Origin of the sequence: Pseudomonas gregormendelii (genome assembly GCF_017114825.1) — a bacterium.
GTDB classification, from domain to species: domain Bacteria; phylum Pseudomonadota; class Gammaproteobacteria; order Pseudomonadales; family Pseudomonadaceae; genus Aquipseudomonas; species Aquipseudomonas gregormendelii.
The window spans coordinates 1-24,577 of the sequence record NZ_JADEVO010000027.1 but is presented as its reverse complement, the minus strand read 5'-3'; the positions used below and the strand labels follow the sequence as shown (position 1 = coordinate 24,577).

The 24,577-nt window shown below is 58.1% G+C and carries 21 protein-coding genes, 1 other RNA gene and 1 pseudogene; 13 read left to right on the top strand and 10 right to left on the bottom strand.

Annotated elements, in window-relative coordinates; all coding sequences use genetic code 11:
- Positions 1 to 174 precede the first annotated feature (174 nt).
- Positions 175 to 2,091, bottom strand: coding sequence for a molecular chaperone DnaK (dnaK, locus tag IMW75_RS18300; RefSeq protein WP_045060053.1), 1,917 nt, complete (start codon positions 2,089 to 2,091; stop codon positions 175 to 177).
- 102 nt (positions 2,092 to 2,193) lie between these two features.
- Positions 2,194 to 2,760, bottom strand: coding sequence for a nucleotide exchange factor GrpE (gene grpE, locus IMW75_RS18295; protein ID WP_205893405.1), 567 nt, complete (start codon positions 2,758 to 2,760; stop codon positions 2,194 to 2,196).
- A gap of 240 nt (positions 2,761 to 3,000) precedes the next feature.
- On the opposite strand from grpE, the gene recN reads away from it, so the two are divergent.
- Positions 3,001 to 4,674, top strand: coding sequence for a DNA repair protein RecN (recN, locus tag IMW75_RS18290; RefSeq protein ID WP_045060055.1), 1,674 nt, complete (start codon positions 3,001 to 3,003; stop codon positions 4,672 to 4,674).
- Positions 4,675 to 4,881: 207 nt separating this feature from the next.
- On the opposite strand, the gene fur is transcribed toward recN, so the two are convergent.
- Positions 4,882 to 5,286: a ferric iron uptake transcriptional regulator gene (gene fur / locus IMW75_RS18285; RefSeq protein ID WP_045060056.1), complete on the bottom strand. Its 405-nt coding sequence runs from the start codon at positions 5,284 to 5,286 to the stop codon at positions 4,882 to 4,884.
- Between the two features lie 97 nt (positions 5,287 to 5,383).
- On the opposite strand from fur, the gene IMW75_RS18280 reads away from it, so the two are divergent.
- Positions 5,384 to 5,911: an outer membrane protein assembly factor BamE gene (locus IMW75_RS18280; RefSeq protein ID WP_045060057.1), complete on the top strand. Its 528-nt coding sequence runs from the start codon at positions 5,384 to 5,386 to the stop codon at positions 5,909 to 5,911.
- A gap of 58 nt (positions 5,912 to 5,969) precedes the next feature.
- On the opposite strand, the gene IMW75_RS18275 is transcribed toward IMW75_RS18280, so the two are convergent.
- Genes IMW75_RS18275 through IMW75_RS18265 form a run of 3 tightly spaced genes read right to left on the bottom strand, consistent with a single transcriptional unit; the run spans position 5,970 to position 8,122 of the window.
- Positions 5,970 to 6,284: an RnfH family protein gene (locus IMW75_RS18275; protein ID WP_045060058.1), complete on the bottom strand. Its 315-nt coding sequence runs from the start codon at positions 6,282 to 6,284 to the stop codon at positions 5,970 to 5,972.
- The gene (locus tag IMW75_RS18270) at positions 6,277 to 6,711 is read right to left on the bottom strand and encodes a type II toxin-antitoxin system RatA family toxin (protein ID WP_045060059.1); all 435 of its coding nucleotides are present in this window, start codon (positions 6,709 to 6,711) and stop codon (positions 6,277 to 6,279) included. The genes IMW75_RS18275 and IMW75_RS18270 overlap by 8 nt, the downstream gene beginning before the upstream one ends.
- A 7-nt stretch (positions 6,712 to 6,718) precedes the next feature.
- On the bottom strand, positions 6,719 to 8,122 hold the full coding sequence (locus IMW75_RS18265; protein WP_045060060.1) for a sodium-dependent transporter: 1,404 nt from the start codon (positions 8,120 to 8,122) through the stop codon (positions 6,719 to 6,721).
- Between the two features lie 118 nt (positions 8,123 to 8,240).
- Between IMW75_RS18265 and smpB the strand changes: the two genes are divergently transcribed.
- Positions 8,241 to 8,723: an SsrA-binding protein SmpB gene (smpB, locus tag IMW75_RS18260; protein WP_028623113.1), complete on the top strand. Its 483-nt coding sequence runs from the start codon at positions 8,241 to 8,243 to the stop codon at positions 8,721 to 8,723.
- 143 nt (positions 8,724 to 8,866) lie between these two features.
- Here smpB and IMW75_RS18255 read toward each other — a convergent pair whose 3' ends face one another.
- Positions 8,867 to 9,634 carry a GntR family transcriptional regulator gene (locus IMW75_RS18255; protein ID WP_122837454.1) on the bottom strand — a complete coding sequence of 256 codons (768 nt, stop codon included), beginning with the start codon at positions 9,632 to 9,634 and terminating at the stop codon, positions 8,867 to 8,869.
- 260 nt (positions 9,635 to 9,894) lie between these two features.
- On the opposite strand from IMW75_RS18255, the gene IMW75_RS18250 reads away from it, so the two are divergent.
- The 9 genes and pseudogenes from IMW75_RS18250 (at position 9,895) to IMW75_RS18215 (ending at position 20,946) form a co-directional block, all read left to right on the top strand.
- Positions 9,895 to 11,589: a lactate permease LctP family transporter gene (locus IMW75_RS18250; protein ID WP_205893404.1), complete on the top strand. Its 1,695-nt coding sequence runs from the start codon at positions 9,895 to 9,897 to the stop codon at positions 11,587 to 11,589.
- Between the two features lie 151 nt (positions 11,590 to 11,740).
- On the top strand, positions 11,741 to 12,565 hold the full coding sequence (locus IMW75_RS18245) for a (Fe-S)-binding protein (RefSeq protein WP_205893403.1): 825 nt from the start codon (positions 11,741 to 11,743) through the stop codon (positions 12,563 to 12,565).
- Complete coding sequence (locus IMW75_RS18240) at positions 12,562 to 14,016, top strand: LutB/LldF family L-lactate oxidation iron-sulfur protein (protein WP_205893402.1); 1,455 nt, start codon at positions 12,562 to 12,564, stop codon at positions 14,014 to 14,016. The genes IMW75_RS18245 and IMW75_RS18240 overlap by 4 nt, the downstream gene beginning before the upstream one ends.
- Positions 14,016 to 14,687 (top strand): LutC/YkgG family protein, encoded by a 672-nt coding sequence (locus tag IMW75_RS18235; protein WP_045060065.1) that lies wholly within the window; start codon positions 14,016 to 14,018, stop codon positions 14,685 to 14,687. Before IMW75_RS18240 ends, IMW75_RS18235 begins: the two co-directional genes overlap by 1 nt.
- Positions 14,684 to 17,494, top strand: a complete 2,811-nt coding sequence (locus tag IMW75_RS18230; protein ID WP_205893401.1) for an FAD-binding and (Fe-S)-binding domain-containing protein — start codon at positions 14,684 to 14,686, stop codon at positions 17,492 to 17,494. The genes IMW75_RS18235 and IMW75_RS18230 overlap by 4 nt, the downstream gene beginning before the upstream one ends.
- A gap of 126 nt (positions 17,495 to 17,620) precedes the next feature.
- The gene (locus IMW75_RS18225; RefSeq protein ID WP_045060067.1) at positions 17,621 to 17,902 is read left to right on the top strand and encodes a hypothetical protein; all 282 of its coding nucleotides are present in this window, start codon (positions 17,621 to 17,623) and stop codon (positions 17,900 to 17,902) included.
- Between the two features lie 98 nt (positions 17,903 to 18,000).
- Positions 18,001 to 18,397, top strand: a transfer-messenger RNA (tmRNA) gene (gene ssrA / locus IMW75_RS18220).
- A gap of 141 nt (positions 18,398 to 18,538) precedes the next feature.
- Positions 18,539 to 18,741: pseudogene (locus IMW75_RS26990) on the top strand (integrase); the annotation flags it as partial.
- Positions 18,742 to 19,065: 324 nt separating this feature from the next.
- The gene (locus IMW75_RS18215) at positions 19,066 to 20,946 is read left to right on the top strand and encodes a DNA/RNA helicase domain-containing protein (protein ID WP_205893400.1); all 1,881 of its coding nucleotides are present in this window, start codon (positions 19,066 to 19,068) and stop codon (positions 20,944 to 20,946) included.
- Between the two features lie 355 nt (positions 20,947 to 21,301).
- On the opposite strand, the gene IMW75_RS18210 is transcribed toward IMW75_RS18215, so the two are convergent.
- Entirely contained in the window at positions 21,302 to 21,583 is a 282-nt protein-coding gene (locus IMW75_RS18210) for a DUF3077 domain-containing protein (RefSeq protein WP_045060068.1), read from the bottom strand.
- A 682-nt stretch (positions 21,584 to 22,265) separates the two neighbouring features.
- On the opposite strand from IMW75_RS18210, the gene IMW75_RS18205 reads away from it, so the two are divergent.
- On the top strand, positions 22,266 to 22,466 hold the full coding sequence (locus IMW75_RS18205) for a hypothetical protein (protein ID WP_205893399.1): 201 nt from the start codon (positions 22,266 to 22,268) through the stop codon (positions 22,464 to 22,466).
- Between the two features lie 544 nt (positions 22,467 to 23,010).
- Here the strand turns inward: IMW75_RS18205 and IMW75_RS18200 are convergent.
- The gene (locus IMW75_RS18200) at positions 23,011 to 23,343 is read right to left on the bottom strand and encodes a hypothetical protein (RefSeq protein ID WP_205893398.1); all 333 of its coding nucleotides are present in this window, start codon (positions 23,341 to 23,343) and stop codon (positions 23,011 to 23,013) included.
- 48 nt (positions 23,344 to 23,391) lie between these two features.
- Positions 23,392 to 24,330 carry a 5'-nucleotidase gene (locus IMW75_RS18195; RefSeq protein WP_205893397.1) on the bottom strand — a complete coding sequence of 313 codons (939 nt, stop codon included), beginning with the start codon at positions 24,328 to 24,330 and terminating at the stop codon, positions 23,392 to 23,394.
- Between the last annotated feature and the right edge of the window lie 247 nt (positions 24,331 to 24,577).

Genomic DNA, 24,577 nt, shown 5'->3' with positions numbered 1-24,577 from the left:
GGTACTTGCGGCGCGGAAAGCAGGAGCATTCCCGGCCATACCACCAACATACGAACGCTGCCGCATGCTGTAAAAAATTCTCGTACTCCAGACACGCCAACGCGGGAGCAGGCTCCCGCGCGGCGACATCCTACCAGTCACCGCCTGAAGGCAGTCAACCGGGCGACCAACAACTTACTTATTGTCTTTGACTTCTTCGAACTCAGCGTCGACGACGTCATCGGCCTTCTCAGCCTTTTCGTCCTGCGGTGCAGCGCCTTCAGCAGGCTGGGCCTGTTCGGCGTACATCTTCTGCGCCACTGGAGCGGAGACTTTCGACAGCTCTTCAACCTTGGCTTCGATCGCAGCCTTGTCGTCGCCTTTGACAGCGGCTTCCAGGGCTACCACAGCAGCTTCGATTGCAGTCTTCTCTTCAGCGCTCACCTTGTCGCCAGCATCAGCGATCATTTTGCGAGTCGAGTGCACCAGCGCATCACCCTGGTTACGGGCAGCGGCCAGCTCTTCGAACTTGCGATCTTCGTCGGCGTTGGTTTCAGCATCGCGAATCATCTGCTGAATTTCTTCCTCGGACAGACCCGAGTTGGCCTTGATCACGATCGACTGAGTCTTGCCAGTGGCCTTGTCCTTGGCGCCTACGTGCAGGATGCCGTTGGCGTCAATGTCGAAGGTCACTTCAATTTGTGGCACGCCACGTGGTGCTGGTGGAATCTCGGCCAGGTCGAACTTGCCCAAAGACTTGTTCTGAGCGGCTTGCTTACGCTCACCTTGCAGCACGTGAATGGTCACAGCGCCCTGGTTGTCGTCGGCAGTCGAGAACACTTGCGATTTCTTGGTAGGAATCGTGGTGTTTTTCTCGATCAGCGCAGTCATCACGCCACCCATGGTTTCGATACCCAGGGTCAGCGGGCTGACGTCGAGCAGCAGGACGTCTTTCACATCACCGGCCAATACTGCGCCCTGGATAGCAGCACCCATGGCAACGGCTTCGTCCGGGTTCACGTCTTTACGAGCTTCTTTACCGAAGAACTCGGTCACCAGCTTCTGAACCAGTGGCATACGGGTCTGACCGCCAACCAGGATCACGTCGTTGATAGCGCCAACGTCGATACCGGAGTCTTTCAGAGCGATGCGGCATGGTTCGATGGTGCGTTGAACCAGGTCTTCAACCAGCGCTTCGAGCTTGGCGCGGGAGATTTTCACGTTCAAGTGCTTAGGACCGGTAGCGTCTGCAGTGATGTACGGCAGGTTCACGTCGGTCGAATTGCTCGAAGACAGTTCGATCTTGGCTTTTTCAGCGGCTTCTTTCAGGCGCTGCATCGCCAGCGGGTCACCCTTGAGGTTCATGCCGCTTTCTTTCTTGAATTCGTCAACGAGGTAGTCGATCAGACGAATGTCAAAGTCTTCACCGCCCAGGAACGTGTCACCGTTGGTGGCCAGTACTTCGAACTGGTGCTCGCCATCAACTTCAGCGATTTCGATCACGGAAACGTCAAAAGTACCACCGCCCAGGTCGTAAACGATCACGGTGTGATCGCCCTTGGCCTTGTCCATACCGTAAGCCAGAGCAGCTGCGGTTGGTTCGTTGATGATACGTTTAACGTCCAGGCCCGCGATGCGGCCGGCGTCTTTAGTCGCTTGACGCTGGCTGTCGTTGAAGTAGGCCGGAACGGTGATCACCGCTTCGGTCACTGGCTCGCCGAGGTAGTCTTCGGCGGTCTTCTTCATTTTCTTCAGAATTTCAGCCGAGATTTGTGGCGGCGACATTTTCTGGCCGTTCACTTCTACCCATGCGTCGCCGTTGTCAGCCTTGGCGATTTTGTAAGGGACCATCTTGATGTCTTTTTGTACGACTTCTTCGTCGAACTTGCGACCGATCAGACGCTTCACCGCGTACAGGGTGTTGTGCGGATTGGTCACTGCCTGACGCTTGGCCGACTGGCCAACCAGGATTTCACCATCGTTGGCGTAAGCGATGATCGACGGCGTGGTACGCGCGCCTTCAGCGTTTTCAATAACTTTGGCTTTGCCGTTTTCCATCACGGAGACGCAGGAGTTGGTAGTCCCCAGGTCGATACCGATAATTTTGCCCATGTTAACTCTCCCGAAACTTTGGATTTGGTTGCCGCAGCAGTGGTGGCTAACTGCGGTAGCACTTAAACGCTTGACTTCTAAATGGGGGCCTTGCGGCTAATTTCAAGCCTGCTCGTCAATAGAAGGCGAAACTGGCGCAGGGGCCTTGCTGACCACGACCATGGCCGGGCGCAGCAGGCGACCATTGAGCTGGTAGCCCTTCTGGAACACCTTGAGCACGCTGTTTGGCTCGACATCGGCGCTTTCCTGCATGGCCATCGCCTGATGATGAACGGCGTTGAACAGTTCGCCATGCGGGTCGATCGCTTCCAGCTGATAACGCTTCAGGGTGTCCTGGAACATTTTCAGGGTCAGCTCGATGCCTTCACGCATTGGGCGGATGCTTTCGTCATCCGGGTTGGACAACTCCAGGCCCCGCTCCAGGCTGTCGATGATCGGCAGCAGGTCGCTGGCGAATTTTTCCAGCGCAAATTTGTGAGCCTTTTCTACATCCTGCTCGGCGCGACGGCGGACGTTCTGCAGATCGGCGGCTACACGCAAAGCCTGATCCTGAGCGCCTGCCAGTTGCTCTTCGAGCACTTTTACACGGGTCGCCAGGTCATCACCCGAAGTCTCGGGCGCCTGATTGGCGTCTGGATTTTGCGTATCTACTGTCTGTTCGTCAGCCATAGATTTCTCCTTTCAATAACGTCCGCGAGCTCAACTCGCGCTTCTGCCCAGCTATATGGGGCCGCAAAAACCAGCTTCAAGGGGTTGAGCGGATTAACCCTACAAAAAAGAGCTGCATTGTGATTCAACACGGGACTAAGGGTTTCGTCGGATCAAGCAAATCGAGCTAAGCGAGGCCATTGTCAGCCAGAATGAAAACACTGTATAAATAACCAGACCTAACACCTGGGAGCGGCCCTTATGCTGGTGCACCTGTCTGTACACAACTACGCCATCGTTGAACATCTCGATCTGGAACTTGATCGCGGGATGAGCGTGATCACAGGGGAAACCGGCGCCGGCAAGTCGATCATGCTCGACGCCCTGGGCCTGACCCTGGGCGATCGCGCCGACAGCGGCGTGGTGCGACCAGGCGCAGACAAGGCCGACATCCTGGCCACCTTCGACCTGGTCGACATCCCTGAAGCCAGTGCCTGGCTGGCCGAGCGCGACCTCGACAGCGACGGGCCGTGCATCCTGCGCCGGGTGATCACCGCCGAGGGCCGTTCCCGCGGGTACATCAATGGCACCCCCTGCCCCCTTGGCGACCTCAAGTCGCTGGGCGAACTGCTGATCGACATCCATAGCCAGCACGAACACCAGTCCCTGCTGAAGACCGACACTCACCGTCGCCTGCTGGACGAGTATGCCGGCGCAACCGACCTGGCCCGCCATGTTCAACTGGCCGCCCAGCGCTGGCGCCAGACCCGCCACGAGCTGGACCGCCTCTCCAACTCCGGCGACGAACAGCGTGCCCGCCATCAACTGCTCAGCTACCAGCTCGAAGAACTGGAAAACCTCGGCCTTGGCGAAAACGAGCTGGAACAGCTGGAGCAGGAGCACAAGAACCTGACCAATGCCGAGACACTCCTGGGCATTTGCCGCCAAGTGGTCGAGCAATGCAGCGAAAGTGATTCGGGAAATGTCTTGAACGCCCTGACGGCCAGCCTCAATCGCCTGTCGAGCGTGAACAACTCCATCGGCGCCCTGGGCGAAGCCAGCAGCCTGCTGACCAGCGCACAGATCCAGGTCGAAGAAGCCGTTGGCGAGCTAAATCGTTTCCTCGACAACTTCGATGCCGACCCCGCACGCCTGCAATACCTGGAGGAGCGCCTGGATGCGATCTACACCATGGCACGCAAGCACCGCATCCAGCCGACCGAAGTCGCGGAAATGCAGCAGAAACTGCTGGATGAAATCGAGACACTCAATGCCAACGACGAATCCATCGAGCGCTTGAGTGATGAGCTGGCGTCTTACGCCCGTCATTATCACGAGAAGGCCCGTGACCTCAGCGACCTGCGCCACCAGGCCGCAGGCAGCCTGGCCAGCGCGGTTGAACAGGAAATCCAGCGCCTGGGCATGCCCGGTGGGCGCTTCAGTATTGAATTGCGCCCCAACACCAGTGATGAACTGCTGCCTAACGGGCTGGAGCAGGTCGAATTGCTGGTCAGCGCCAACCCCGGCCAGCCGCTCAAAGCCCTGGCGAAAGTGGCGTCGGGCGGCGAGTTGTCGCGGATCAGCCTGGCCATTCAGGTGATCACGGCCCAGACCTCTCGGGTGCCAACCCTGGTATTCGACGAAGTGGACGTGGGTATCGGTGGCCCCACCGCAGAAATTGTCGGCCAGCTGCTGCGCCGCCTAGGCGAACGCGGCCAGGTGCTGACGGTGACCCACTTGCCGCAGGTGGCCGCCCAAGGTCATCAACATCTGTTTGTGCACAAGGTGCGCGGGGAGGACGCGACGCGTACCGCCGTGTCCAAGCTCAGCAAGAATGAACGAGTGGAAGAAGTGGCGCGCATGCTGGGCGGCATCGACCTCACCAAGGAATCTCTCGCTCACGCGAAAAAAATGGTGGTTACCGCAAAAAACTAAAGCGAACCCTGTAGGAGCTGCCGCAGGCTCGGGCCGCGTTCGGACGACCTTTTGACTTTGCCCCTTGTAATGCAAAGATCAAAGGATCGCAGCCTGCGGCAGCTCCTACAGGAACCGCTTGCAAACCCATACAAGCAGCAGAAAGCACGAAGGCGACCCTGGGGTCGCCTTCGCTCGTTTCGCGAACCGAAGGTTCGCGCGACATACTTACTTTTTCTTGCGTACGTACAGCACAAGATTGTGATCAACCATCTCAAAGCCATACTTGTCGACGATGGCTTTCTGCAGACGCTCGATTTCTTCGTCGAAGAATTCGATCACTTCGCTGGTTTCGACGTCGACCATATGGTCGTGATGCTTGCCGTCGTCCAGCTCGAAGACCGCATGGCCTCCGTCGAAGTTGTGCCGCACCACAAGGCCAGCTGCCTCGAACTGGGTCAGTACACGGTAAACCGTGGCCAGACCGACGTCCTCACCAGCCTCCATCAGCGCCTTGTAGACGTCCTCGGCACTCATGTGGCGTTGCTCGGCGGAATCGAGCATTTGCAGAATTTTGACCCGCGGAAGGGTCACTTTGAGGCCGGCTTTGCGTAGTTCGCTATTTTCAACCATGGTCAGCTTTCTCGCGATGCTGCTTCGCAGCTTCTCTTAATGCGGGTATGATCGGCGTTTACGTTGTCCCAGCCAAGATAGTGGAAGTCGCCCACCGATGCAAAACACCAAGCTCTTGCTAACCAGTTTCACCTTTGTGGGACTGCTCGCACTCGCCGGTTGTTCATTCCCCGGGGTTTACAAAATCGACATCCAGCAGGGCAATGTCGTCACGCAGGACATGATAGACCAGTTACGCCCGGGAATGACCCGTCGGCAAGTACGGTTTATCATGGGCAACCCCCTGCTGACTGACACGTTCCATGCCGATCGCTGGGATTACCTGTACAGCCTGCAACCCGGTGGCGGTGAACGCCAACAGGAACGCATTAGCGTTATCTTCAACCCAAATGACCAGCTTGTCAGCCTTTCCGGTGATTTCATGCCGGGAGTCAGCCGTGACGAAGCCATTCTCGGCCAGGATGGCGGCACTAATGTGACCGCACCTGCAGAGAACGTCGAGAAGCCGAAACCGGAAAAACCGGTCAAGCCAGGCTCGTTGCTGGACCAGATCCAGAAGGACGTGGACGGCGTAGAAACCGTTCCGGTCCCGACTCCAGAGCCTCTGGACACTTCGCCGCAATAATTTGCGACGCATTAAAAAACCCGGCATGCCGGGTTTTTTATTGTCTGCGGTTCAGCGATTACTGATTACGCGCCCTGGCTTCAGCCGCTTTTGCTGCGCGCAGCCGCCGAACTTCCTTGGGGTCCGCCAGCAATGGCCGGTAAATCTCGATCCGGTCGCCGGCCTGGGCCAGCCGGCTTTGCGGATCGGCCACCACCTTGCCGAAGATCCCAAGCGGGCACTCGTCAAGATTAAGCTCGGGAAACGCTTCGCCAACCCCGGAGCGCCGCACAACCTCGCGCACGGTCAGCCCCGGCGGCACGCTCACCGCCAACAACAGCTGGCGATCAACGGCGGCGTACATCACCTCAACGTCGATCATGACCTCAACCATGCATTTGCTTGGCACGCTGGCAGAACGCATCCACCAGGGTGTTGGCGGCCTGGTTGAACAGCGGCCCCAAGGTGGCGCGAACGATCGGGCCGGCATAATCAAACGACAGATCGAGGCTGATCTTGCAGGCCTTCTCGCCCAACGCCTTGAACACCCAGACGCCATGCAGCTGATTGAACGGACCTTCTTCCAGGTTCATCTCGATGGACTGACCGGGCACCAGCGTATTGCGCGTCACGAAATGCTGGCTGAGGCCACCCTTCGCCACGCCGACACTGGCGCGCATATGCTCGGCAGAACTCTCCAGGACCTCGGCAGACGAACACCAGGGCAGGAATTCCGGATAGCGCGCCACGTCGTTGACCAGGTCATACAGCGCTTGCGCCGGATACGGCAGCAGGGCCGAACGTTGAATATGTGTCGTCATGTCAGCGTCACTTCCACAGCTGGGCGGCAAACACTACAAGAATGCCGATGGGCGCCACATAGCGCATCAAAAACAGGGACAGGGCGAACAGTGCCGGACGGCGGATCGACAATTCGTCGCGCACCGCCTCACGGCCCATTACCCAGCCTGCAAACACCACGAAACATAACCCGCCAAGGGGCAACATGATTCGCGAGGTGAAGAAATCGATCACGCCGAAGAAGTCCAATCCCCCGGCCGCACCCCATTGATAGAGGTGAAACATCCCGCCTTCGTTCACGAAAAACTTGGCTTGCTTCCAGATATTGAAGGAAAACACCGTGCCCAGCCCCACGAACCAGCAGGTGAAAGCCAGCCAGAACGTCACCCAGGCGCGGCTGACCTTGGTCCGTTCAACCAGGTAGGCCACCATCGGTTCGAGCAGGGAAATCGCCGAACTCCAGGCCGCAACGGCTACCAGCACGAAGAACACTACGCCCATCAGTTGGCCGAAGGCTACGTTGCCGAAGGCGAAAGGCAGGCTGACAAACATCAGCCCTGGACCTTCGCTCGGGTTCAGGCCGGCCGCGAACACGATCGGGAACAGGGCCAATCCGGCGACCAGGGACACGAAGGTATCCAGCAGCGCCACGCCGACAACCGTACCGGAAATCGATGAATCCTTGGGCATGTAGGCGCCGTAGATCATGATCGAACCAACGCCGACACTGAGGGAGAAGAACGCATGGCCCATCGCGGGCAGCAAGCCATCAAGGACTTTTTCCGGATGGAAGTCGAACATGAAATGCACGCCTTCCATGAAGTGGCCCGTGGTCATGCTGTAACCCAGCAACACCAGGATCATCACGAACAGCAGTGGCATCATGATCCGCAGGCTGCGCTCGAGCCCGGCAACGACGCCCTTGGCGATCACCACGGCCGACAGCAGCATGAATATTGTGTGCCAAAGTGTCAGGCGCCAGGGGTCGGCGATGACATTACCGAAATACGCGCCGACCTGATCAGGTGTCACGCCCTGGAAATCGCCACGCCCCATGTCGATGATGTAATCCAGCGACCAGCCGCCCACCACACTGTAGAAAGACAGGATGAGCAACGCCGTGATCATGCCGGCGAAGGCCCCCCAGGACCACTTGCCCGAATGCCCGGCCTCGATGGCCAGCACCTTCAAGGCATTCGCCGGGCTTTGCCGGGCACGGCGGCCGATCAGGGTTTCGGCCAGCATGACCGGCACACCGATCAGCGCGATGCAGGCCAGGAACATCAGCACAAAGGCGCCGCCGCCATAGACGCCGACCATGTAGGGGAATTTCCAGATACTACCCAGGCCCACGGCCGAACCGGTCGCGGCGAGTATGAAGACCCAGCGGCTAGCCCAACTGCCGTGGACAGAAACCTTGTCTGTCGACATCGTTATCACGCCCAAGCGTTCAAAAAAGAGCGCGCATTGTCCGGGATTCAATCAACCTGCTCAAGCACGTAGCGATACCGTAGCCGACTTGCTTGCAACTCCCTATAATGCCGCCCCTATGGCTAAACAGAAGAAACACCCCACAGGGACCATCGCGCAAAATAAAAAGGCGCGACACGATTACTTCATCGAACATCGGTTCGAGGCTGGTCTGGTCCTGGCCGGCTGGGAAGTAAAGAGTTTGCGGGCGAGCAAGCTACAACTGGTTGACAGTTATGTACTGCTCAAGGATGGCGAAGCCTGGCTGCTTGGCAGCCATATCACGCCACTGATGACCGCAAGCACCCACGTCATTGCTGACCCGACCCGCACGCGCAAGCTGCTGCTGAATCGGCGCGAGCTGGAAAAGCTGGCCGCCGCCGTGCAGCAGAAGGGTTATGCCTGCGTATGCCTGTCCTGGTACTGGAGCAAGCACATGGTCAAGTGCGAGATCGCTCTGGGCAAGGGCAAGAAGGAATACGACAAGCGCGACACCGAACGCGAACGCGACGCCGGTCGTGAGCTGCAGCGTGCGGTGCGGAACAAGGGCAAGGAAGATTAATTCTTCTGCCTGAAATGCGGCGCCTGCGAAAAGATCGCAGCCTGCGGCAGCTCCTACAGTTTTGTGCGAGCCCGATGAATCGGGTTGAAACAAAATCCATGTAGGAGCTGCCGAAGGCTGCGATCTTTTGCACTCAAAATCGTTCACATCCCTTTGCGCCGCTCCGCCCGAGCCACGCGCTGCACTTCCTGACGCACTTCCTCCAGCACCTCCTGCACATACAGGATATGCCTGCTGGACACCTCTCGCGCCTGCTCGGCACGCCCCTCGATAATCGCCAGGTACAGTTCCCGGTGCTGAGTGATCAGCATGTCGCGGGTTTCCGTGCGCTGCTTGTACATCCCGCCGATATTGGTCACGACATTGCGCTTGAGCAGATCGAACAGCCCGCGAATCGTGTGCAACAACACGGCGTTGTGGCTCGCTTCGGCAATCGCCAGGTGAAATTTCGCATCAGCGGCGCCTTCTTCCGCGCGACTGATTTCATCGTGTCGCGTGTAGCAGTCCTGCAGCTGATTGAATGCCGCAGTCAGGCGCTCGCGATCAACATCGGTAGCGCGCAGCGCTGCGTAATAGGCGCATGACGCTTCCAGGGTGTGGCGAAACTCCAGCAAATCGCGCTGGGCCTCGGGATTGCTTTCCAGCAGATGCAGCAACGGATCACTGAACGTCGTGCCCAGGGATTCGACCACATAGTTGCCACCGCCCTGACGGCTGACCAGCAAGCCCTTGGCCGCCAGTTTCTGGATCGCTTCGCGTAAAGACGGCCGCGAAACGCCGAACTGCTCGGCCAGCGCACGCTCGGCAGGCAAGCGCTCACCGGCCTTCAGCGTGCCCTCGAGAATCATCCCCTCGAGCTGCTCGACAATATCGTCAGACAAACGGCGCTGCCGAATCTGATCAAACCCCATGACTCATTTCTCCACGATCCCGACCACTCGCCGGGCTCTCTATTCTGGCCTATCGGCGCTGCGCAGGCACCTGCCGGACACTGTTTAGTCGAACGAAAAATCGACCCGCCAGGCGCACGTAAGACGAAAGTTTGCGGGCGGCAAATTGACACACCCCTAGAAGGCTTTTACTCTAGCCAACAGCGATTGTAAATTGGTATTACCAATTATCCAAGCACGCTGACCAGTGCCTGACCAACAACAATTAGGGGCCACCCCATATGCAAACCTGGCAACAGCTCTATACCCCGCTCGGCAGCCTTGGCTTCTCCGCGCTCGCCGCCGTTATCCCCATCGTGTTTTTCTTCCTGGCGCTGGCGGTGTTCCGCCTCAAAGGGCACGTGGCCGGCAGTATCACGCTGGCGTTGTCCATCGCCGTCGCAATCTTCGCTTTCCAGATGCCCGTCGACATGGCGTTCGCCGCCGCAGGCTATGGCTTCGCCTACGGTCTGTGGCCGATTGCGTGGATCATTGTCGCCGCTGTGTTCCTCTACAAACTGACGGTCAAGAGTGGTCAGTTCGAGGTCATCCGCAGCTCGGTTTTGTCGATCACCGACGACCAGCGTTTGCAGGTTCTGCTGATCGGTTTCTGCTTCGGTGCGTTCCTGGAAGGTGCTGCCGGTTTCGGTGCGCCGGTAGCGATTACCGCCGCATTGCTGGTAGGACTCGGCTTCAACCCACTGTACGCCGCGGGCCTGTGCCTGATCGCCAACACCGCGCCAGTGGCCTTCGGTGCCTTGGGGATTCCGATCATCGTGGCCGGGCAAGTGACCGGCATCGACGCGTTCAAGATCGGCGCCATGACCGGTCGCCAACTGCCGCTGCTGTCGCTGTTCGTGCCGTTCTGGCTGGTGTTCATGATGGATGGCCTGCGCGGCGTTCGTGAGACCTGGCCTGCTGCGCTGGTCGCCGGCTTGAGCTTTGCCATCACTCAATACTTCACGTCGAACTTTATCGGCCCTGAGCTGCCGGACATCACCTCGGCCCTGGTCAGCCTGATTTCCCTGACGCTGTTCCTGAAAGTCTGGCAGCCAAAACGCGCCGCCGGCCAACACATCGCCGGTGCCGTCTCGGCCTCGGTGGTGACCGCCAGCGCCGGTGGTTTCGGCCAACCGCGCACCAGCGTGGCATCCCCATACAGCCTGTTCGAAATCATCAAAGCCTGGTCGCCGTTCCTGATTCTCACCGTGCTGGTCACCATCTGGACCCTCAAACCGTTCAAGGCAATGTTTGCTGCCGGCGGCTCGATGTACAGCTGGGTGTTCAACTTCGCGATTCCGCACCTGGATCAGATGGTGATCAAAGTCGCACCGATCGTGACTGCGCCAACCGCCATTCCAGCGGTGTTCAAGCTCGACCCGATTTCCGCCACCGGCACGGCGATTTTCTTCTCCGCACTGATCTCGATGCTGGTACTGAAGATCAATTTCAAAACTGGTCTTACCACTTTGAAAGAGACCTTCTACGAACTGCGCTGGCCGATTCTGTCCATCGGTATGGTCCTGGCATTTGCCTTCGTCACCAACTACTCGGGCATGTCCTCGACCATGGCGCTGGTATTGGCAGGCACCGGCGCGGCCTTCCCGTTCTTCTCGCCGTTCCTTGGCTGGCTGGGCGTGTTCCTGACAGGTTCCGACACGTCGTCCAACGCGCTGTTCAGCTCGTTGCAAGCGACCACCGCGCACCAGATCGGCGTCAGTGATGTGCTGCTGGTAGCGGCAAACACCAGCGGCGGCGTGACCGGCAAGATGATCTCGCCGCAATCGATCGCCGTGGCGTGCGCCGCGACCGGCCTGGTGGGCAAGGAGTCGGATCTGTTCCGCTTCACCCTCAAGCACAGCCTGTTCTTTGCAACGATCGTCGGCCTGATCACCTACATCCAGGCCTACTGGCTCACCGGCATGCTGGTGCACTAAGACCTGGAAGCAGCATCGAAAAAACCGACGCCGGACCACGACTCCGGCGTCAGCTATTCACAACCCGGTCTGTAAGGCTGCTGAAAGCTTCCCTCTCTATATTCAGCAGCCTCAGCGGACGGATAACCGGGCCCACCCGGAGACACGCCTGATGAGCGAGCTTTTTTACAACGCCGTGCCGAACGCGACCCGCGTGGCCCCGCCACTGCCTGAGCCTCGGCAATACCCCAGCGAGAAACCGTCACGGGTCTACCTGTTCGGGACCTGCGTGGTGGATCTGTTCTATCCCGAAGCCGGGATGGATGCGATCCGCTTGCTGGAACGCGAAGGCATTCGGGTCGAGTACCCGCAGGGGCAGAGCTGCTGCGGACAACCGGCCTACACCTCGGGTTACACCGAGCAGGCAAGGATCGTCGCGCGCTCGCAACTGGCGCTGTTCGCCGCAGATTACCCGGTGGTAGTGCCGTCGGGATCCTGTGCCGGCATGTTGCGCGAACACTATGCCGACTTGTTCAAGGACGAGCCGCAAACGCTGAAACAGGTTCAGGCCCTGGCGGCCCGGACGTATGAACTGGCCGAGTTCCTGCTGTTTGTCTGCAAGGTGCAGCTCAAGGACAGCGGCGAGCCGGTGAAAGTGGCGCTGCACACCTCGTGTTCGGCGCGTCGTGAGATGAACACCCACCTGCACGGTCGCGAGTTGTTGTCGCAACTGAGCAACGTGGAGCGAGTCGACCACAGCCACGAAAGTGAATGCTGTGGCTTCGGTGGGACTTTCAGCGTCCGTATGCCAGACATTTCCGGCGCGATGGTGGCTGACAAGACCCGGTCGCTGAAAGAGTCGGGCGCGCACCAGGTACTGAGTGCCGATTGCGGTTGCCTGATGAACATCAACGGCTCGCTGGAGAAACAGAAGGAAGCGTTGCGCGGCCAACACCTGGCCAGTTTCCTCTGGCAGCGAACCGGAGGTGTTCTATGAACGCTTCCGCGCTTATTCCTACGGTTGCCGTAGAAGAAGATTTTCGCACCCGAGCCCACACGGCACTGGGTGACCCGCAGTTGCGAAACAACTTTCGCACGGCGATGGATTCACTGATGACAAAAAGGGCAGCGTCTTTCAGCGATGCCCACGAAAGGGAACATCTGCGAGCGCTCGGCAATGCCGTCCGCGCCCGTGCTTTATCCAAGCTGCCCGACCTGCTCGAGCAGCTTGAACAGAACCTGACCCGCAACGGTGTGACAGTGCACTGGGCGGAAACGGTGGACGAGGCCAATGGCATCGTCCTCTCGATCATCCGCGCTCACGAGGGGCGGCAAGTGATCAAGGGCAAATCGATGGTCAGCGAAGAAATGGAGATGAATCATTTCCTTGCTGATCGGGGCATTGAATGCCTGGAATCGGACATGGGCGAGTACATCGTCCAGCTCGACCACGAGAAGCCTTCACACATCATTATGCCGGCAATCCACAAGAATGCCGGTCAGGTCGCGTCCTTGTTCCACGACAAACTTGGCGTGGAGTACACCAAGGACGTTGACCAACTCATTCAGATCGGTCGCAAAGTCCTGCGGCAGAAATTCTTCGAAGCAGACATCGGCGTCTCCGGTGTCAACTTCGCCGTGGCCGAAACCGGCACCCTGCTGCTGGTGGAAAACGAAGGCAACGGGCGCATGACCACCACGGTGCCGCCGGTGCACATTGCCGTCACCGGCATCGAAAAAGTGGTCGAGAACCTGCGCGACGTGGTGCCGCTGCTGTCGCTGCTGACCCGTTCCGCCCTCGGCCAGCCGATCACCACCTACGTCAACATGATCTCCGGCCCGCGCCAGGAACATGAACTCGACGGCCCGCAGGAAGTGCACCTGGTGCTGCTGGACAACGGCCGCAGCCAGGCTTTCGCCGACAGCGAGCTGCGCCAGACCCTCAACTGCATCCGCTGCGGCGCCTGCATGAATCATTGCCCGGTCTACACCCGAATCGGCGGCCACGCCTACGGCGAGGTGTACCCAGGGCCCATCGGCAAAATCATCACCCCACACCTGGTTGGCCTGGCGAAGGTTCCGGACCACCCCAGCGCATCGTCGCTGTGCGGGGCGTGCGGTGAAGTCTGCCCGGTCAAAATTCCTATCCCTGCGTTGCTGCGTCGCCTGCGCGAAGAGAACGTCAAGGCCCCGGACAGCCCGAACCCGGTCATGCGCGGCCAGGGCAGCAAGTATTCGCGCAAGGAACGCTTCATCTGGAATTCCTGGGCCAGGCTCAACAGTTCACCGGCGCTCTATCGCCTGTTCGGCTTCTTCGCCACCCGCCTGCGCGCCCTCACACCGACCCGCCTGGGCCCGTGGACACAAAACCACAGCGCGCCAAAGCCGGCAGCCCGTTCATTGCACGACATGGCCCGCGAACATCTGGCCAGACAGGGAGATCGCTGATGAGTGCCAAGCACAATATCCTCGGCAAGTTACGCAACAGTCTGACGGGAACCACGCCGGTGCCTGACGACTTCGACGTCGAACTGCTGACAGCGCCCTACACCTACGCGCCCGAACAACGCATCCCGCAACTGCGCAAGCTGATGGAAGCGGTGCACACCGAGATCCACCTGACGTGCGATGAACAGTGGCCGGCACTGCTCGCGCAACTGGTCAAGGATCGCCAGCTACCCAGCTTGCTGATCGCCCCGACCACTGCACACGGCCAACGCGTCACTCAGCATTGGGCGAACAATCCGCAGCTGCCAACACTCAAATCCTACAATCGTCCGATCGAGGAATGGAAAGCCGAGCTGTTCCACGACACGCCGGCCAGCCTGACCACGACCCTGGGTGCCATCGCCGCCACCGGCAGCCTGATCCTCTGGCCAACCCGGGAAGAGCCGCGATTGATGAGCCTGGTGCCGCCGGTGCATTTCGCCCTGCTGAAGGCGAGCGAAATCCGCGACAACTTCTACCAGGTGCAACAGGAATTCGAGTGGGCCCAAGGCATGCCGACCAACGCCTTGCTGGTGTCCGGTCCGTCGAAGACTGCTGACATCGAACAAGTGCTGGCCTACGGCGCCCACGGCCCGAAAGACCTGGTGGTTTTGATTCTGGAGGACCAATGACTTTACCGGCGGCTTTCCTGCGAGACGCGCAACAACTGATCCCCCAGGAGCGGCGCTTCGACGACCCGCTGTCGACGCTGGCCTTCGGTACCGACGCCAGCTTCTACCGGCTGATTCCCCAGCTGGTGATCCGGGTCGAGTCCGAAGACGAAGTGGTGGCGCTGCTGAAGCTGGCGCAACGGGACCAGGTTTCGGTGACCTTCCGCGCGGCGGGCACCAGCCTGTCCGGCCAGGCAATCAGCGACTCGGTGCTGATCGTGCTTGGGGATAACTGGAACGGCCGCGAGATTCGCGGCCAGGGCACACAAATCCGCCTGCAACCGGGCGTAATCGGCGCACAGGCCAACGCATGGCTGGCGCCGTTCGGACGCAAGATCGGCCCGGACCCGGCGTCGATCAACGCCTGCAAAATCGGCGGCATCGTCGCCAACAACGCCAGCGGCATGTGCTGCGGCACTGCGCAAAACACCTATCACACCCTGGCCGGCATTCGCCTGGTGCTGGCTGACGGCAGCCGCCTCGACACCGAAGACGCGGCCAGTGTCGCGGCATTCCGCCAGAGCCACGCAGCCCTGCTGGAGCGCCTGGCCACGCTGGGCCGTGAAACCCGCGCCAATACCGAACTGGCGGCAAGAATTCGCCACAAATACCGCCTGAAAAATACCACCGGCCTGTCACTCAACGCCCTGGTGGATTTCGACGAGCCTGTGGATATCTTGAGCCACCTGCTGGTGGGCTCCGAAGGCACGCTGGGCTTTATCAGCGCCGTGACCTACGACACCGTGATCGACCACCCCAACAAGGCCTCGGCACTGATCGTCTTCCCGGACGTCGAAACCTGCTGCAACGCGGTCAGCGTGCTGAAAAGCCAGCCGGTGTCCGCCGTGGAACTGCTCGACCGCCGCAGCCTGCGTTCGGTGCAGGACAAACCCGGCATGCCGGCTTTCGTACAGCAGCTGTCGAACAATGCCTGCGCCCTGCTGATCGAATCCCGCGCCGCGTCATCGAGTTTGCTGCAGGAACAACTGGCGCTGATCATGGCGTCGTTGACTTCCTTCCCCGTGGAAAAACAAGTCGATTTCACTGAAGACCCGGTCGAGAACGCCCGCCTCTGGGCGATCCGCAAGGACACCTTCCCCGCCGTCGGCGCCGTGCGTAAAACCGGCACCACGGTCATCATCGAAGACGTGACCTTCCCCGTGGAACAGCTGGCCATCGGCGTAAACCGCCTGATCGAGCTGTTCGACAAACATCATTACGACGAAGCGATCCTCTTCGGCCACGCCCTGGAAGGCAACCTGCACTTCGTCTTCACCCAAGGCTTCAACAACCCGCAAGAAGTCGCGCGCTACCAGGCGTTCATGGAAGACGTGGCGCAACTGGTCGCCGTGGAATTTGGTGGTTCGCTCAAGGCCGAACACGGCACCGGCCGCAACATGGCGCCCTTCGTTGAACTGGAATGGGGCAGCGATGCATACCAGTTGATGTGGCAGCTCAAGCGCCTGCTCGATCCCGCCGGCATCCTCAACCCGGACGTGGTACTCAGCGAAGACCCGCAGATCCATCTCAAGCACCTCAAGCCCTTGCCCGCCGCCGACGAAATTGTGGACAAGTGCATCGAGTGCGGCTTTTGCGAACCCGTGTGCCCGTCCAAGGGCCTGACCCTGAGCCCGCGCCAGCGCATCGTGATCTGGCGCGATATCCAGGCGAAAAAACGCGCCGGTGTCGACACCACAGAGCTGGAAGCCGCTTACGAATACCAGGGCATCGACACCTGCGCCGCTACCGGTCTGTGCGCACAGCGCTGCCCGGTAGGCATCAATACCGGCGAACTGGTGAAGAAGCTGCGCAGCCGCAAAGCAACCAGTAAGAAAACCGCCAACTGGCTGGAAGGCAATTTCGCCACTGCCCTGCAAGGCGCGCGCTTCACCCTGCACGTGGCCAACGGTGCCCGGATGCTCCTGGGTGCGCCGCGACTGGCGAAGGTGTCCGCGGCACTCAGCAAATTATCCAAAGGCCAGGTCCCGCAGTGGTCCAACGCCATGCCCCAGCCGGAAAAAGCCATTCGCTTCAGCCCGCCCCTCTCGGACGACCGCCCCCGGGTGGTCTATCTGGCCGCCTGCGTCTCGCGTGTGATGGGCCCGGCAGCCGGTGATAACGAGCAAATGTCGCTCTACGACAAAACCCGCGGCCTGCTGGAAAAGGCCGGCTACCAGGTCGTGTTCCCAGACAACCTGGACAGTCTCTGCTGCGGCCAGCCCTTCGCTTCCAAGGGCTACGCCGAGCAGGCCGAACACAAGCGCCAGGAACTCATCGGCGCACTGTTACACGCCAGCCGCGGCGGGCTCGACCCGATCTACTGCGACACCAGCCCCTGCACCTTGCGCCTGGTCCAGGACCTGGGCGAAGTGCGCCTGGACCTGTACGACCCGGTTCGATTCATCCGCACCCACCTGATGGATCGTCTCGACTTCACCCCGCAGCAAGCGCCCATCGCCGTCCACGTCACCTGCAGCACCCAGCACCTGGGCGAGAGCCAGGCGCTGATAGACCTGGCGCGCAAATGCAGCACCAACGTGGTCATTCCGGAAGGCATTCACTGCTGCGGTTTTGCCGGCGACAAGGGCTTCACCACCCCGGAACTGAACGCGCACTCGCTGCGCTCGCTCAAGGACGCCGTACAGCACTGCAGCGAAGGCATATCCACCAGCCGCACCTGTGAAATCGGCCTCAGCCAGCACGGTGGAATCGACTACCACGGGCTGGTCTACCTCGTGGACCGCGTCACCCGAGCGCGAGCGACCTGAAGAAAAATAGAACCCTTGCGCCTGGTTGTAGTCAACCAAGTAACCCGGCCCTGCCGGGCTTTACCCAAACTCGGCAGCCCGTCCTGACGCCGGCCAAGCCCGGCGCCTCAGTTCAAGGAGATACACATGAAACGTTCTGTACTGTTAGGTCTTTTCGTTACTGCTTCCATGATGGCCTCCACCTCTTTCGCCGCGACTGAAGACCTGTGCGAAGTGAATCTGCAGACCATCGCCAATGCCAAGTCGCAGATCCAGGCGCCGGAAATCCAGACCCGTGTCGAGGCCAGCGTCCAGCAAGCCAAGGCGCACCAGGCCATGAACACCAAGGAAGGCACCGAGAAGTGCATCGCTGAGACCACCCAGACTATCCAGGACATCCAGAACGCCAGCAGCGGCAGCAATAAATGACCCATTCCCGGAAGGCGAACCTTCGGGTTGGCCTTCCGGGTTGGTTTGCCGTACACTGTACAGGCTTGTTGCTCACCAGATTCACGAGCAATGAGTTCGGGGCCGTTTAGGATTCGACGCCGGTCGCGAAACTTTAGGTGCATGCCGAGTTGGTAACAGAACTCGTAAATCCACTGTTGCAACTTCTTATAGTTGCCAATGACGAAAAATACAGCCAGGATTACGCTCTCGCTGCGTAAGCAGCCTTAGCCCTGAGCTCCTGGTGCCTTCGGGCCCAGCAATCACTAGGGGATGTCTGTAAACCCGAAATGATTGTCATATAGAACAGAATCGCCGTGCAGTACGTTGTGGACGAAGCGGCTAAAACTTACACAACTCGCCCAAAGCACCCTGCCCTTCGGGTCGCTGCGGGTTAACTTAATAGAAACGGCTACGCATGTAGTACCGACAGCGGAGTACTGGCGGACGGGGGTTCAAATCCCCCCGGCTCCACCAAATCAACGAAAAAAGACGTCTAAGGACGTCTTTTTTTGTGCCTGGGATTCAGAGAAATTAAGGGTTTCAGGGCTTCGGGGGCTTTCCTGTTTTTTTGAGTTCCTGGCGGGTTGTTATTCCCAATGGTATTCCCAGCTACCCGGCATGCGCTCCATGGCGAGCATGATCCTGAACGAACATGACTGAGACCCGGAGCTGATCGAAGTCGCACTGGCGCAAGTTGATAAGGATGAAGTCCGGAGTGCCTAAAACCGGGCAGCCTAAATCGAACGCCGGCGGCCGATGATGGTTTGGTGGCGCGAGTATATCGAGAAGGCAGCCTGTCGGCATCTGCGATCAATTAGACCAGGAACTCCAACGTCATTCCCATTCGCTGAGCCATAACCAAGACCAACACCAAGGTAAATCAGCTTTTGGCGACAACGGCGACAACGGCGACAACATAAGTATCCCGGGGCATGCGCGTGGCGACAGAAGTGGCGAATGCCGCCAAGCTTCTCCTGCTAAAAACTATCGCAGGACGATGTGCGAAAATTCGGCTACGAAAAACGAAAGGTCCTACAATCTCAGTCTACGTTTTCTGATCGTATTTTGGGTGCTGCCAGCAAATCCGCCAGCATCGGCAAAAACTGCGACCAATTCTGAGCTCGGAGCTCTAAGGACCACGTGTGATCGTTTACGCTGCGACCAAACAGCAGTTTCTCAGAGACAGCGATAACGACGATATTGAAGAAGTGATTCTCAGGCATTTCAAAGAAGCCACCGGAAAAAAGGTTGGCGCTTCGGAGATCAAATCCTGGCAGGGATCACTGACCTACATGGCTAAGGTGCTACGAGACGACGGTCTACCCAGCGACGCAGGCTTGGCCATCGAGCTGCATATCCCCCAGTCTTCGAAACGTATCGATTTCTTGCTCACGGGCCGTGATGAGTTTCAAGCAAAAAACGCGGTCTTGATTGAGTTAAAGCAGTGGAGTAAAGCCACTGCAACCACAAAGGATGCCATCGTAAAAACGGCATTGGGTGGCAGCCAAGTCGAGACTATCCATCCCTCCTATCAGGTATGGTCGTACGCCGCCCTACTGGAGGGCTTTAACGAAGCCGTCTATGACAAAAGCATCGAGGTGCGTCCCTGTGCCTACCTGCATAACTATCTCAGCGACGGTGTCATCAATTCTGCTCACTATGAGCCCTACACCAGCAAAGCACCTTTGTTCCTGAAAGGCCCCGCAGAGCTCGAAAAGCTGAGAAGCTTCCTGAAAAAACACATCGTTCACGGTGACAACAAAGAGGTGCTTTACGAGCTCTCGAACGGAAAAATTCGCCCATCCAAAGCTCTGGCTGAAGCCCTGAGTGGACTGATGAAAGGCAAGCCTGAGTTCATATTGATCGACGATCAAAAGGCAACTTTCGAGTCTGCTCTCGCGTCAGCGAGCCAAGCTACTATCGAAGCACCAAAGGTGTTGATTATTGAGGGTGGTCCGGGTACCGGAAAAACGGTACTGGCGATTAACTTGCTGGTAAGGCTCACCGCCTTGAGCCTTTTGAGCAAATATGTGTCAAAAAATGCTGCCCCACGCAAGGTGTACGAGAGCAAATTGATTGGCACTGTAAAGCGAACCCACTTTTCTAATTTCTTTTCCGGTTCGGGTGCATTTATCGGTACCGAACCTAATACCTATGATGCGCTCATCATTGATGAGGCTCATAGGCTCAATGAAAAAAGTGGCCTGTACGGAAACCTTGGCGAAAACCAAATCAAGGAGCTGATCAATTCAGCGAAATGCTCAATCTTCTTTATCGACGAAGATCAACGCGTGACCCTGAGCGACATCGGTAGCAAGCAAGCGATTCGCGCCTTTGCCAAAGCCAAAGGCGCGACCGTGGAAGAGTACGTCCTGTCCTCCCAGTTCCGTTGCAGTGGCTCTGATGGCTACGTTGCATGGCTAGACGACGTATTGGAGATTCGCCCAACAGCCCACCCCCTGCTCGACACCAGCGACTATGAGTTCAAGGTGTTCGATTCCCCTCAAGCCATGCATGCCGCTATCGAGCAGAAAAATCACGGTAACAAGGCTCGCGTTGTCGCGGGTTACTGCTGGCCTTGGCTCAGCAAAAAAGACTCCAAGGCTTCGGATATTGTTATCGGCGACGACTACGCACGCCAATGGAATCTGGATCAGGATGGTAGCTTATGGATTATCGCTGAAAACTCCATCGAACAGGTCGGGTGCATCCATACCTGTCAGGGTCTCGAGGTGGATTATATAGGGGTGATCATCGGGCCGGATCTGGTGGTGCGGAACGGGCAAGTGGTGACATCGCCACATGACAGAGATAAGCATGACAAATCGATTCGAGGTTGGAAGAAGTTGATGAAGGAGCAACCGGTCCTAGCGCAACAGGAAACAGACCTGATCATAAAAAACACGTATCGAACGTTGATGACCCGTGGAATGAAGGGCTGCTTTCTGTACTGCACCGATCCGGAGACCGCACAGTATTTTGCCAGTAAGTTGTCGGATACAGTCACGACTGACGATCCATAAAACCATGGCTAAGCATGGCGAAGGATGAGGCGGCCGTAGTTAAGTTTGCCCCTCATCTTTGCTCCTCCGGCCAACCCCCTGTGTTTGGGGAGGCTCCGCAACGTCCGCTTGCCCCCATGTACCCAATGATTGTCTTCGACTCACTGCGGATCAAAATTCGTGATGACGATCCCCAGCCCCACCAATCCCCAAGACCTTCAAGGCACCCAGCCTCACCCCAAATCAATTGCTAATCAGCGAACAAAAGCCCACCCCCAAAACACCACCTCCTGTGGGAGCGGGCTTGCCCGCGAAAGCGCCAGATCACCCACAACAAACCCAAATGACCCAGCACCATCGCAAGCCCACCTTCAGACTAATCCCCAGAGTCCTCCCGCTCCCGCATCAAAACCTTCAACGAATCATCAACCAACGCCTTACCCATAGCCGCCAAATAATGCGCAGCCCAAGCATGGCGCCCATTGTCTTTCGCATAAGCCGCATCCTCTGTCAGCGACTTGGCAAGGCAAAGAAAATCCGAAGCCATCGACAACGCATCACCAATGGGCACGCCACCAATGACGTGAAACATTGCTTGATTACCGAGGTAGATCGCGGGAGTGAAGCCGATGGTTTTGAGTTCGGGATTGTCGGTCATTTGCCACCTCCGGAGAGGGAGATGCAGTAGCCGAGGGTGGATGGTGGGGCGTTACGCCACTGGGAACTGCGAAGTGGGGGAAGCCAAACTTCATACGGTTTGATTCTGCGCATTATCCAACTCCTTGATACGAGGAGCTGCCACGTTCGTTACCACACGAATGGGTGACAGCTGTGCGCAGGGTGGTAAACCGGGTATCAAGGAAACCGGCACGCCCGAGGGCGTCCCACGCACAGCCGCCATAACTCGCGCTTGCTGGCATAAAAAAACGCCGGCAAACGTGATGGGGCGCTGTTGCGCCTTGAACTCGGGTTACCACACCCGGTCGCTGAATTTGCAGCGACATGGGAAGGGTATCGCGAGCGTTCCTCCCCTGCAACCACTGACAGCCTTGGACTGAATCCTGCAACCCACGGGATGACGCCTGAACCGCTTCGCGCCTGCGGGCTAACAGACGGTTTGCTTCGTAAAAGATCTTTGCAAGTATGCATCAGTCCCTGACGCGCTCAGGAATGGCAGGCATTGATTTAGAAGGCCGAGCAGCACAAGGAGGCGATCAAACATGCGATATCGATTGGCACCCTCGATTACTCGGTGACACTTCCGGGACTGGCCGAGCCGCGAAGTTCGTACCCGAAGCATCGCGAGAAACCATGAACGGGTTTTTTGACCAGGTGGTTTGATGAAGAAGAAGTATGTAGCCAGCAGCACCTTCGACGGTTACCGCAAGCTCGTCACGCTGCGTGCGGATTCCATGACCATCCGGCCACCCATTCCACCAACATCCGGACACTCATTCCACAAGCATCCGGACACCGATTCCACGGCTATCCGGACACTTTCAGGCAGGCAGAAACGCAGGACTATTGACTTCCTTGATTGAGCCACGACCTAACAAAGGCGCCGAAACTTACCGCTCGCTTTATCCCTGTATACGCCTAAAGGCGCGAGACGCCTGAGGTTGGCTCTCATAAGCCTCAGTATACTCCTTAGTTTCCTGGGCCATTAGCCGACGGCGTTCGACCACGAAGGCTTCGCACCGCTCCGGCTAGGAGGCAGCTGAATCCTTAAGGATGCAGTTGGTGCCAGGTTGGCTTGAGGTCATCCCAGCCGGTGACCGCGTCATAGTGCGCCATGTCGCGATCAAACTGAGCAAGCACGTCGGCTGCGTCGATGATGTATCTGACTGGGAAACCTGGGCCAGACTTTCCATCTGGTCATGCACCTTGGTTGCATCCCATAGGAGAGGGCGCCGAATTTCTGGAATGGCAATCTCGCAGAACTTTACCCAGCTCAGCAAGGCTTCGACCAAGTGCTGACTCGCGGAGTACTTCTGTGCAGACATGAACAACATCCGTGTTGGGCGACTTAATCAGATCGAGAAATTCAGATCATCTGAATTTCGGCTACGTACAAAAGATCATCGATCAGGTCAGTTCAACCCACTCGTCTTCTCCGACCCCAGAGCGAATAGATCTGATCATCTGCTCGACTGCCCCCCGCTCAATGCGCTGGGTGTTTCCAGCCTGATAACGGGCTTGAAAATAGTCCTGCCCAATGCGAGTCAATCGGTAGCCCTCAGGTGCACTTTCAACTCGTCCACAATCCAGATGAGTCTGAAAATTCACCAAAAACCGCTTCAAAGGAAACACTTTCCCGTGGTCCATCTCCGTGACTTCGAGGATGGCAGCCATATATGTCCACAGCCGTCGACCTGTGGGGGTTATGGCTAGTTTGTAGAGCCGATTATCACCGTCCATTCTTGATTCCTTTCACTCCACCGGGCTGGCAATACCTGAGCCAATATTCTATCTCGTTAAATATGGCACTTTGCCCGAGGGTACCAGATTTGCCGCAGCTTCCAAGTGGACGTCTTGGTCATCGAAGAAAATGTGCGGGTTGAAGGCCGTGAGCACTTTGGGCTTGCCCACACCACCGAGAAAGAAGGCTTCATCAACGTACACGCCCCAGGCACGCAGAGTGTTGATTACGCGCATCTCGGAAGGGGAGTTTCGCGCAGTGACAATGGCGATTCTGATCGGTGAATCCTTCCCACCGGTTGGCAAACGCTCCTGCAACTTGGCCAGCTTTATGAGCAGGCTGGCATAGGGCCCCTCATCCATGGGCGTGTGCTGCAGCGCATCTTCCTGAGCTTGAAAGGCATCCAGCCCTTGGGCTTTGTAGACCAGTTCGCTGGCGTCGGAGAACAGCACGGCATCACCGTCGAAGGCGATGCGTACTTGGCCTTCCGGAATTTGTGGGGCGTTGGCTGGCGGCGCCTTGAGGATCGCCGCAGCGCACTGCCTGGAGTCGATAACCTTTTGCGCATCCTCTACGTTAGTGGTTAGGAACAGATCTACGTCGAAGGCATCGATATAATCGGCGACCGACTCGCCGCCTGTAAAAGCAGAGCGAGTGATAGCCAACTGATCACAGCGAATGGTCTTGAGAACGCGAATACCAGTGTCCGGACTGTTGCGCGACATTACCACCACCTCGACCAGCGGAGACTCGGCGCCACTTTTCTTATGCCGGTTGAGATCGAGCAACGCCTTCACAAGGTGGTAACCGGTGCCGGGTGCCAGGGGCTCGTCCTCATGCTCCTGCATGTAGCGACGATAGTTGTCGATCACGCTTTCCGGGTCGGCCTCCAATGCCGCCTTGAACATCTGGTCGGACTCGCTCATATCGAACAACGCGGTAGCGGAGATGCCGACGACTAGGGTGTTGCTCAGATCAAATGCCATAGGGCCATTCCTTTACACCTCGTGGAGCCGTCACTGTTCGGCCTAGCTAAACCTAATTTCACCGACGCTTCCATCGAAGACGTGCAGTATTCCAATGGGTATTCCAGCTAAAAATAAACACAGGGCGGTTGCAGGAGCTGAGTGCAACACGGTTATTGAATCGAAGTGGGAGTATCGTGCCGCATCGCAATGGCCTTTTGCATCACCTCACTCATCACTTCGATCGGACATTTGAAATCGAAGCGTT

Excerpts from the sequence above, each read along its gene's own strand:
- IMW75_RS18270 (WP_045060059.1), bottom strand. The coding sequence starts at position 6,711 with ATGACGACACATATTCAACGTTCGGCCCTGCTGCCGTATCCGGCGCAA.
- smpB (WP_028623113.1), top strand. The coding sequence starts at position 8,241 with ATGGCTAAACAGAAGAAACACCCCACAGGGACCATCGCGCAAAATAAA.
- IMW75_RS18275 (WP_045060058.1), bottom strand. The coding sequence starts at position 6,284 with ATGGTTGAGGTCATGATCGACGTTGAGGTGATGTACGCCGCCGTTGAT.
- IMW75_RS18230 (WP_205893401.1), top strand. The coding sequence starts at position 14,684 with ATGACTTTACCGGCGGCTTTCCTGCGAGACGCGCAACAACTGATCCCC.
- IMW75_RS18240 (WP_205893402.1), top strand. The coding sequence starts at position 12,562 with ATGAACGCTTCCGCGCTTATTCCTACGGTTGCCGTAGAAGAAGATTTT.
- recN (WP_045060055.1), top strand. The coding sequence starts at position 3,001 with ATGCTGGTGCACCTGTCTGTACACAACTACGCCATCGTTGAACATCTC.
- grpE (WP_205893405.1), bottom strand. The coding sequence starts at position 2,760 with ATGGCTGACGAACAGACAGTAGATACGCAAAATCCAGACGCCAATCAG.
- IMW75_RS18195 (WP_205893397.1), bottom strand. The coding sequence starts at position 24,330 with ATGGCATTTGATCTGAGCAACACCCTAGTCGTCGGCATCTCCGCTACC.
- IMW75_RS18280 (WP_045060057.1), top strand. The coding sequence starts at position 5,384 with ATGCAAAACACCAAGCTCTTGCTAACCAGTTTCACCTTTGTGGGACTG.
- IMW75_RS18245 (WP_205893403.1), top strand. The coding sequence starts at position 11,741 with ATGAGCGAGCTTTTTTACAACGCCGTGCCGAACGCGACCCGCGTGGCC.
- IMW75_RS18235 (WP_045060065.1), top strand. The coding sequence starts at position 14,016 with ATGAGTGCCAAGCACAATATCCTCGGCAAGTTACGCAACAGTCTGACG.
- IMW75_RS18255 (WP_122837454.1), bottom strand. The coding sequence starts at position 9,634 with ATGGGGTTTGATCAGATTCGGCAGCGCCGTTTGTCTGACGATATTGTC.
- IMW75_RS18205 (WP_205893399.1), top strand. The coding sequence starts at position 22,266 with ATGAAGAAGAAGTATGTAGCCAGCAGCACCTTCGACGGTTACCGCAAG.
- IMW75_RS18210 (WP_045060068.1), bottom strand. The coding sequence starts at position 21,583 with ATGACCGACAATCCCGAACTCAAAACCATCGGCTTCACTCCCGCGATC.
- fur (WP_045060056.1), bottom strand. The coding sequence starts at position 5,286 with ATGGTTGAAAATAGCGAACTACGCAAAGCCGGCCTCAAAGTGACCCTT.
- IMW75_RS18265 (WP_045060060.1), bottom strand. The coding sequence starts at position 8,122 with ATGTCGACAGACAAGGTTTCTGTCCACGGCAGTTGGGCTAGCCGCTGG.
- dnaK (WP_045060053.1), bottom strand. The coding sequence starts at position 2,091 with ATGGGCAAAATTATCGGTATCGACCTGGGGACTACCAACTCCTGCGTC.
- IMW75_RS18250 (WP_205893404.1), top strand. The coding sequence starts at position 9,895 with ATGCAAACCTGGCAACAGCTCTATACCCCGCTCGGCAGCCTTGGCTTC.
- IMW75_RS18225 (WP_045060067.1), top strand. The coding sequence starts at position 17,621 with ATGAAACGTTCTGTACTGTTAGGTCTTTTCGTTACTGCTTCCATGATG.
- IMW75_RS18200 (WP_205893398.1), bottom strand. The coding sequence starts at position 23,343 with ATGGACGGTGATAATCGGCTCTACAAACTAGCCATAACCCCCACAGGT.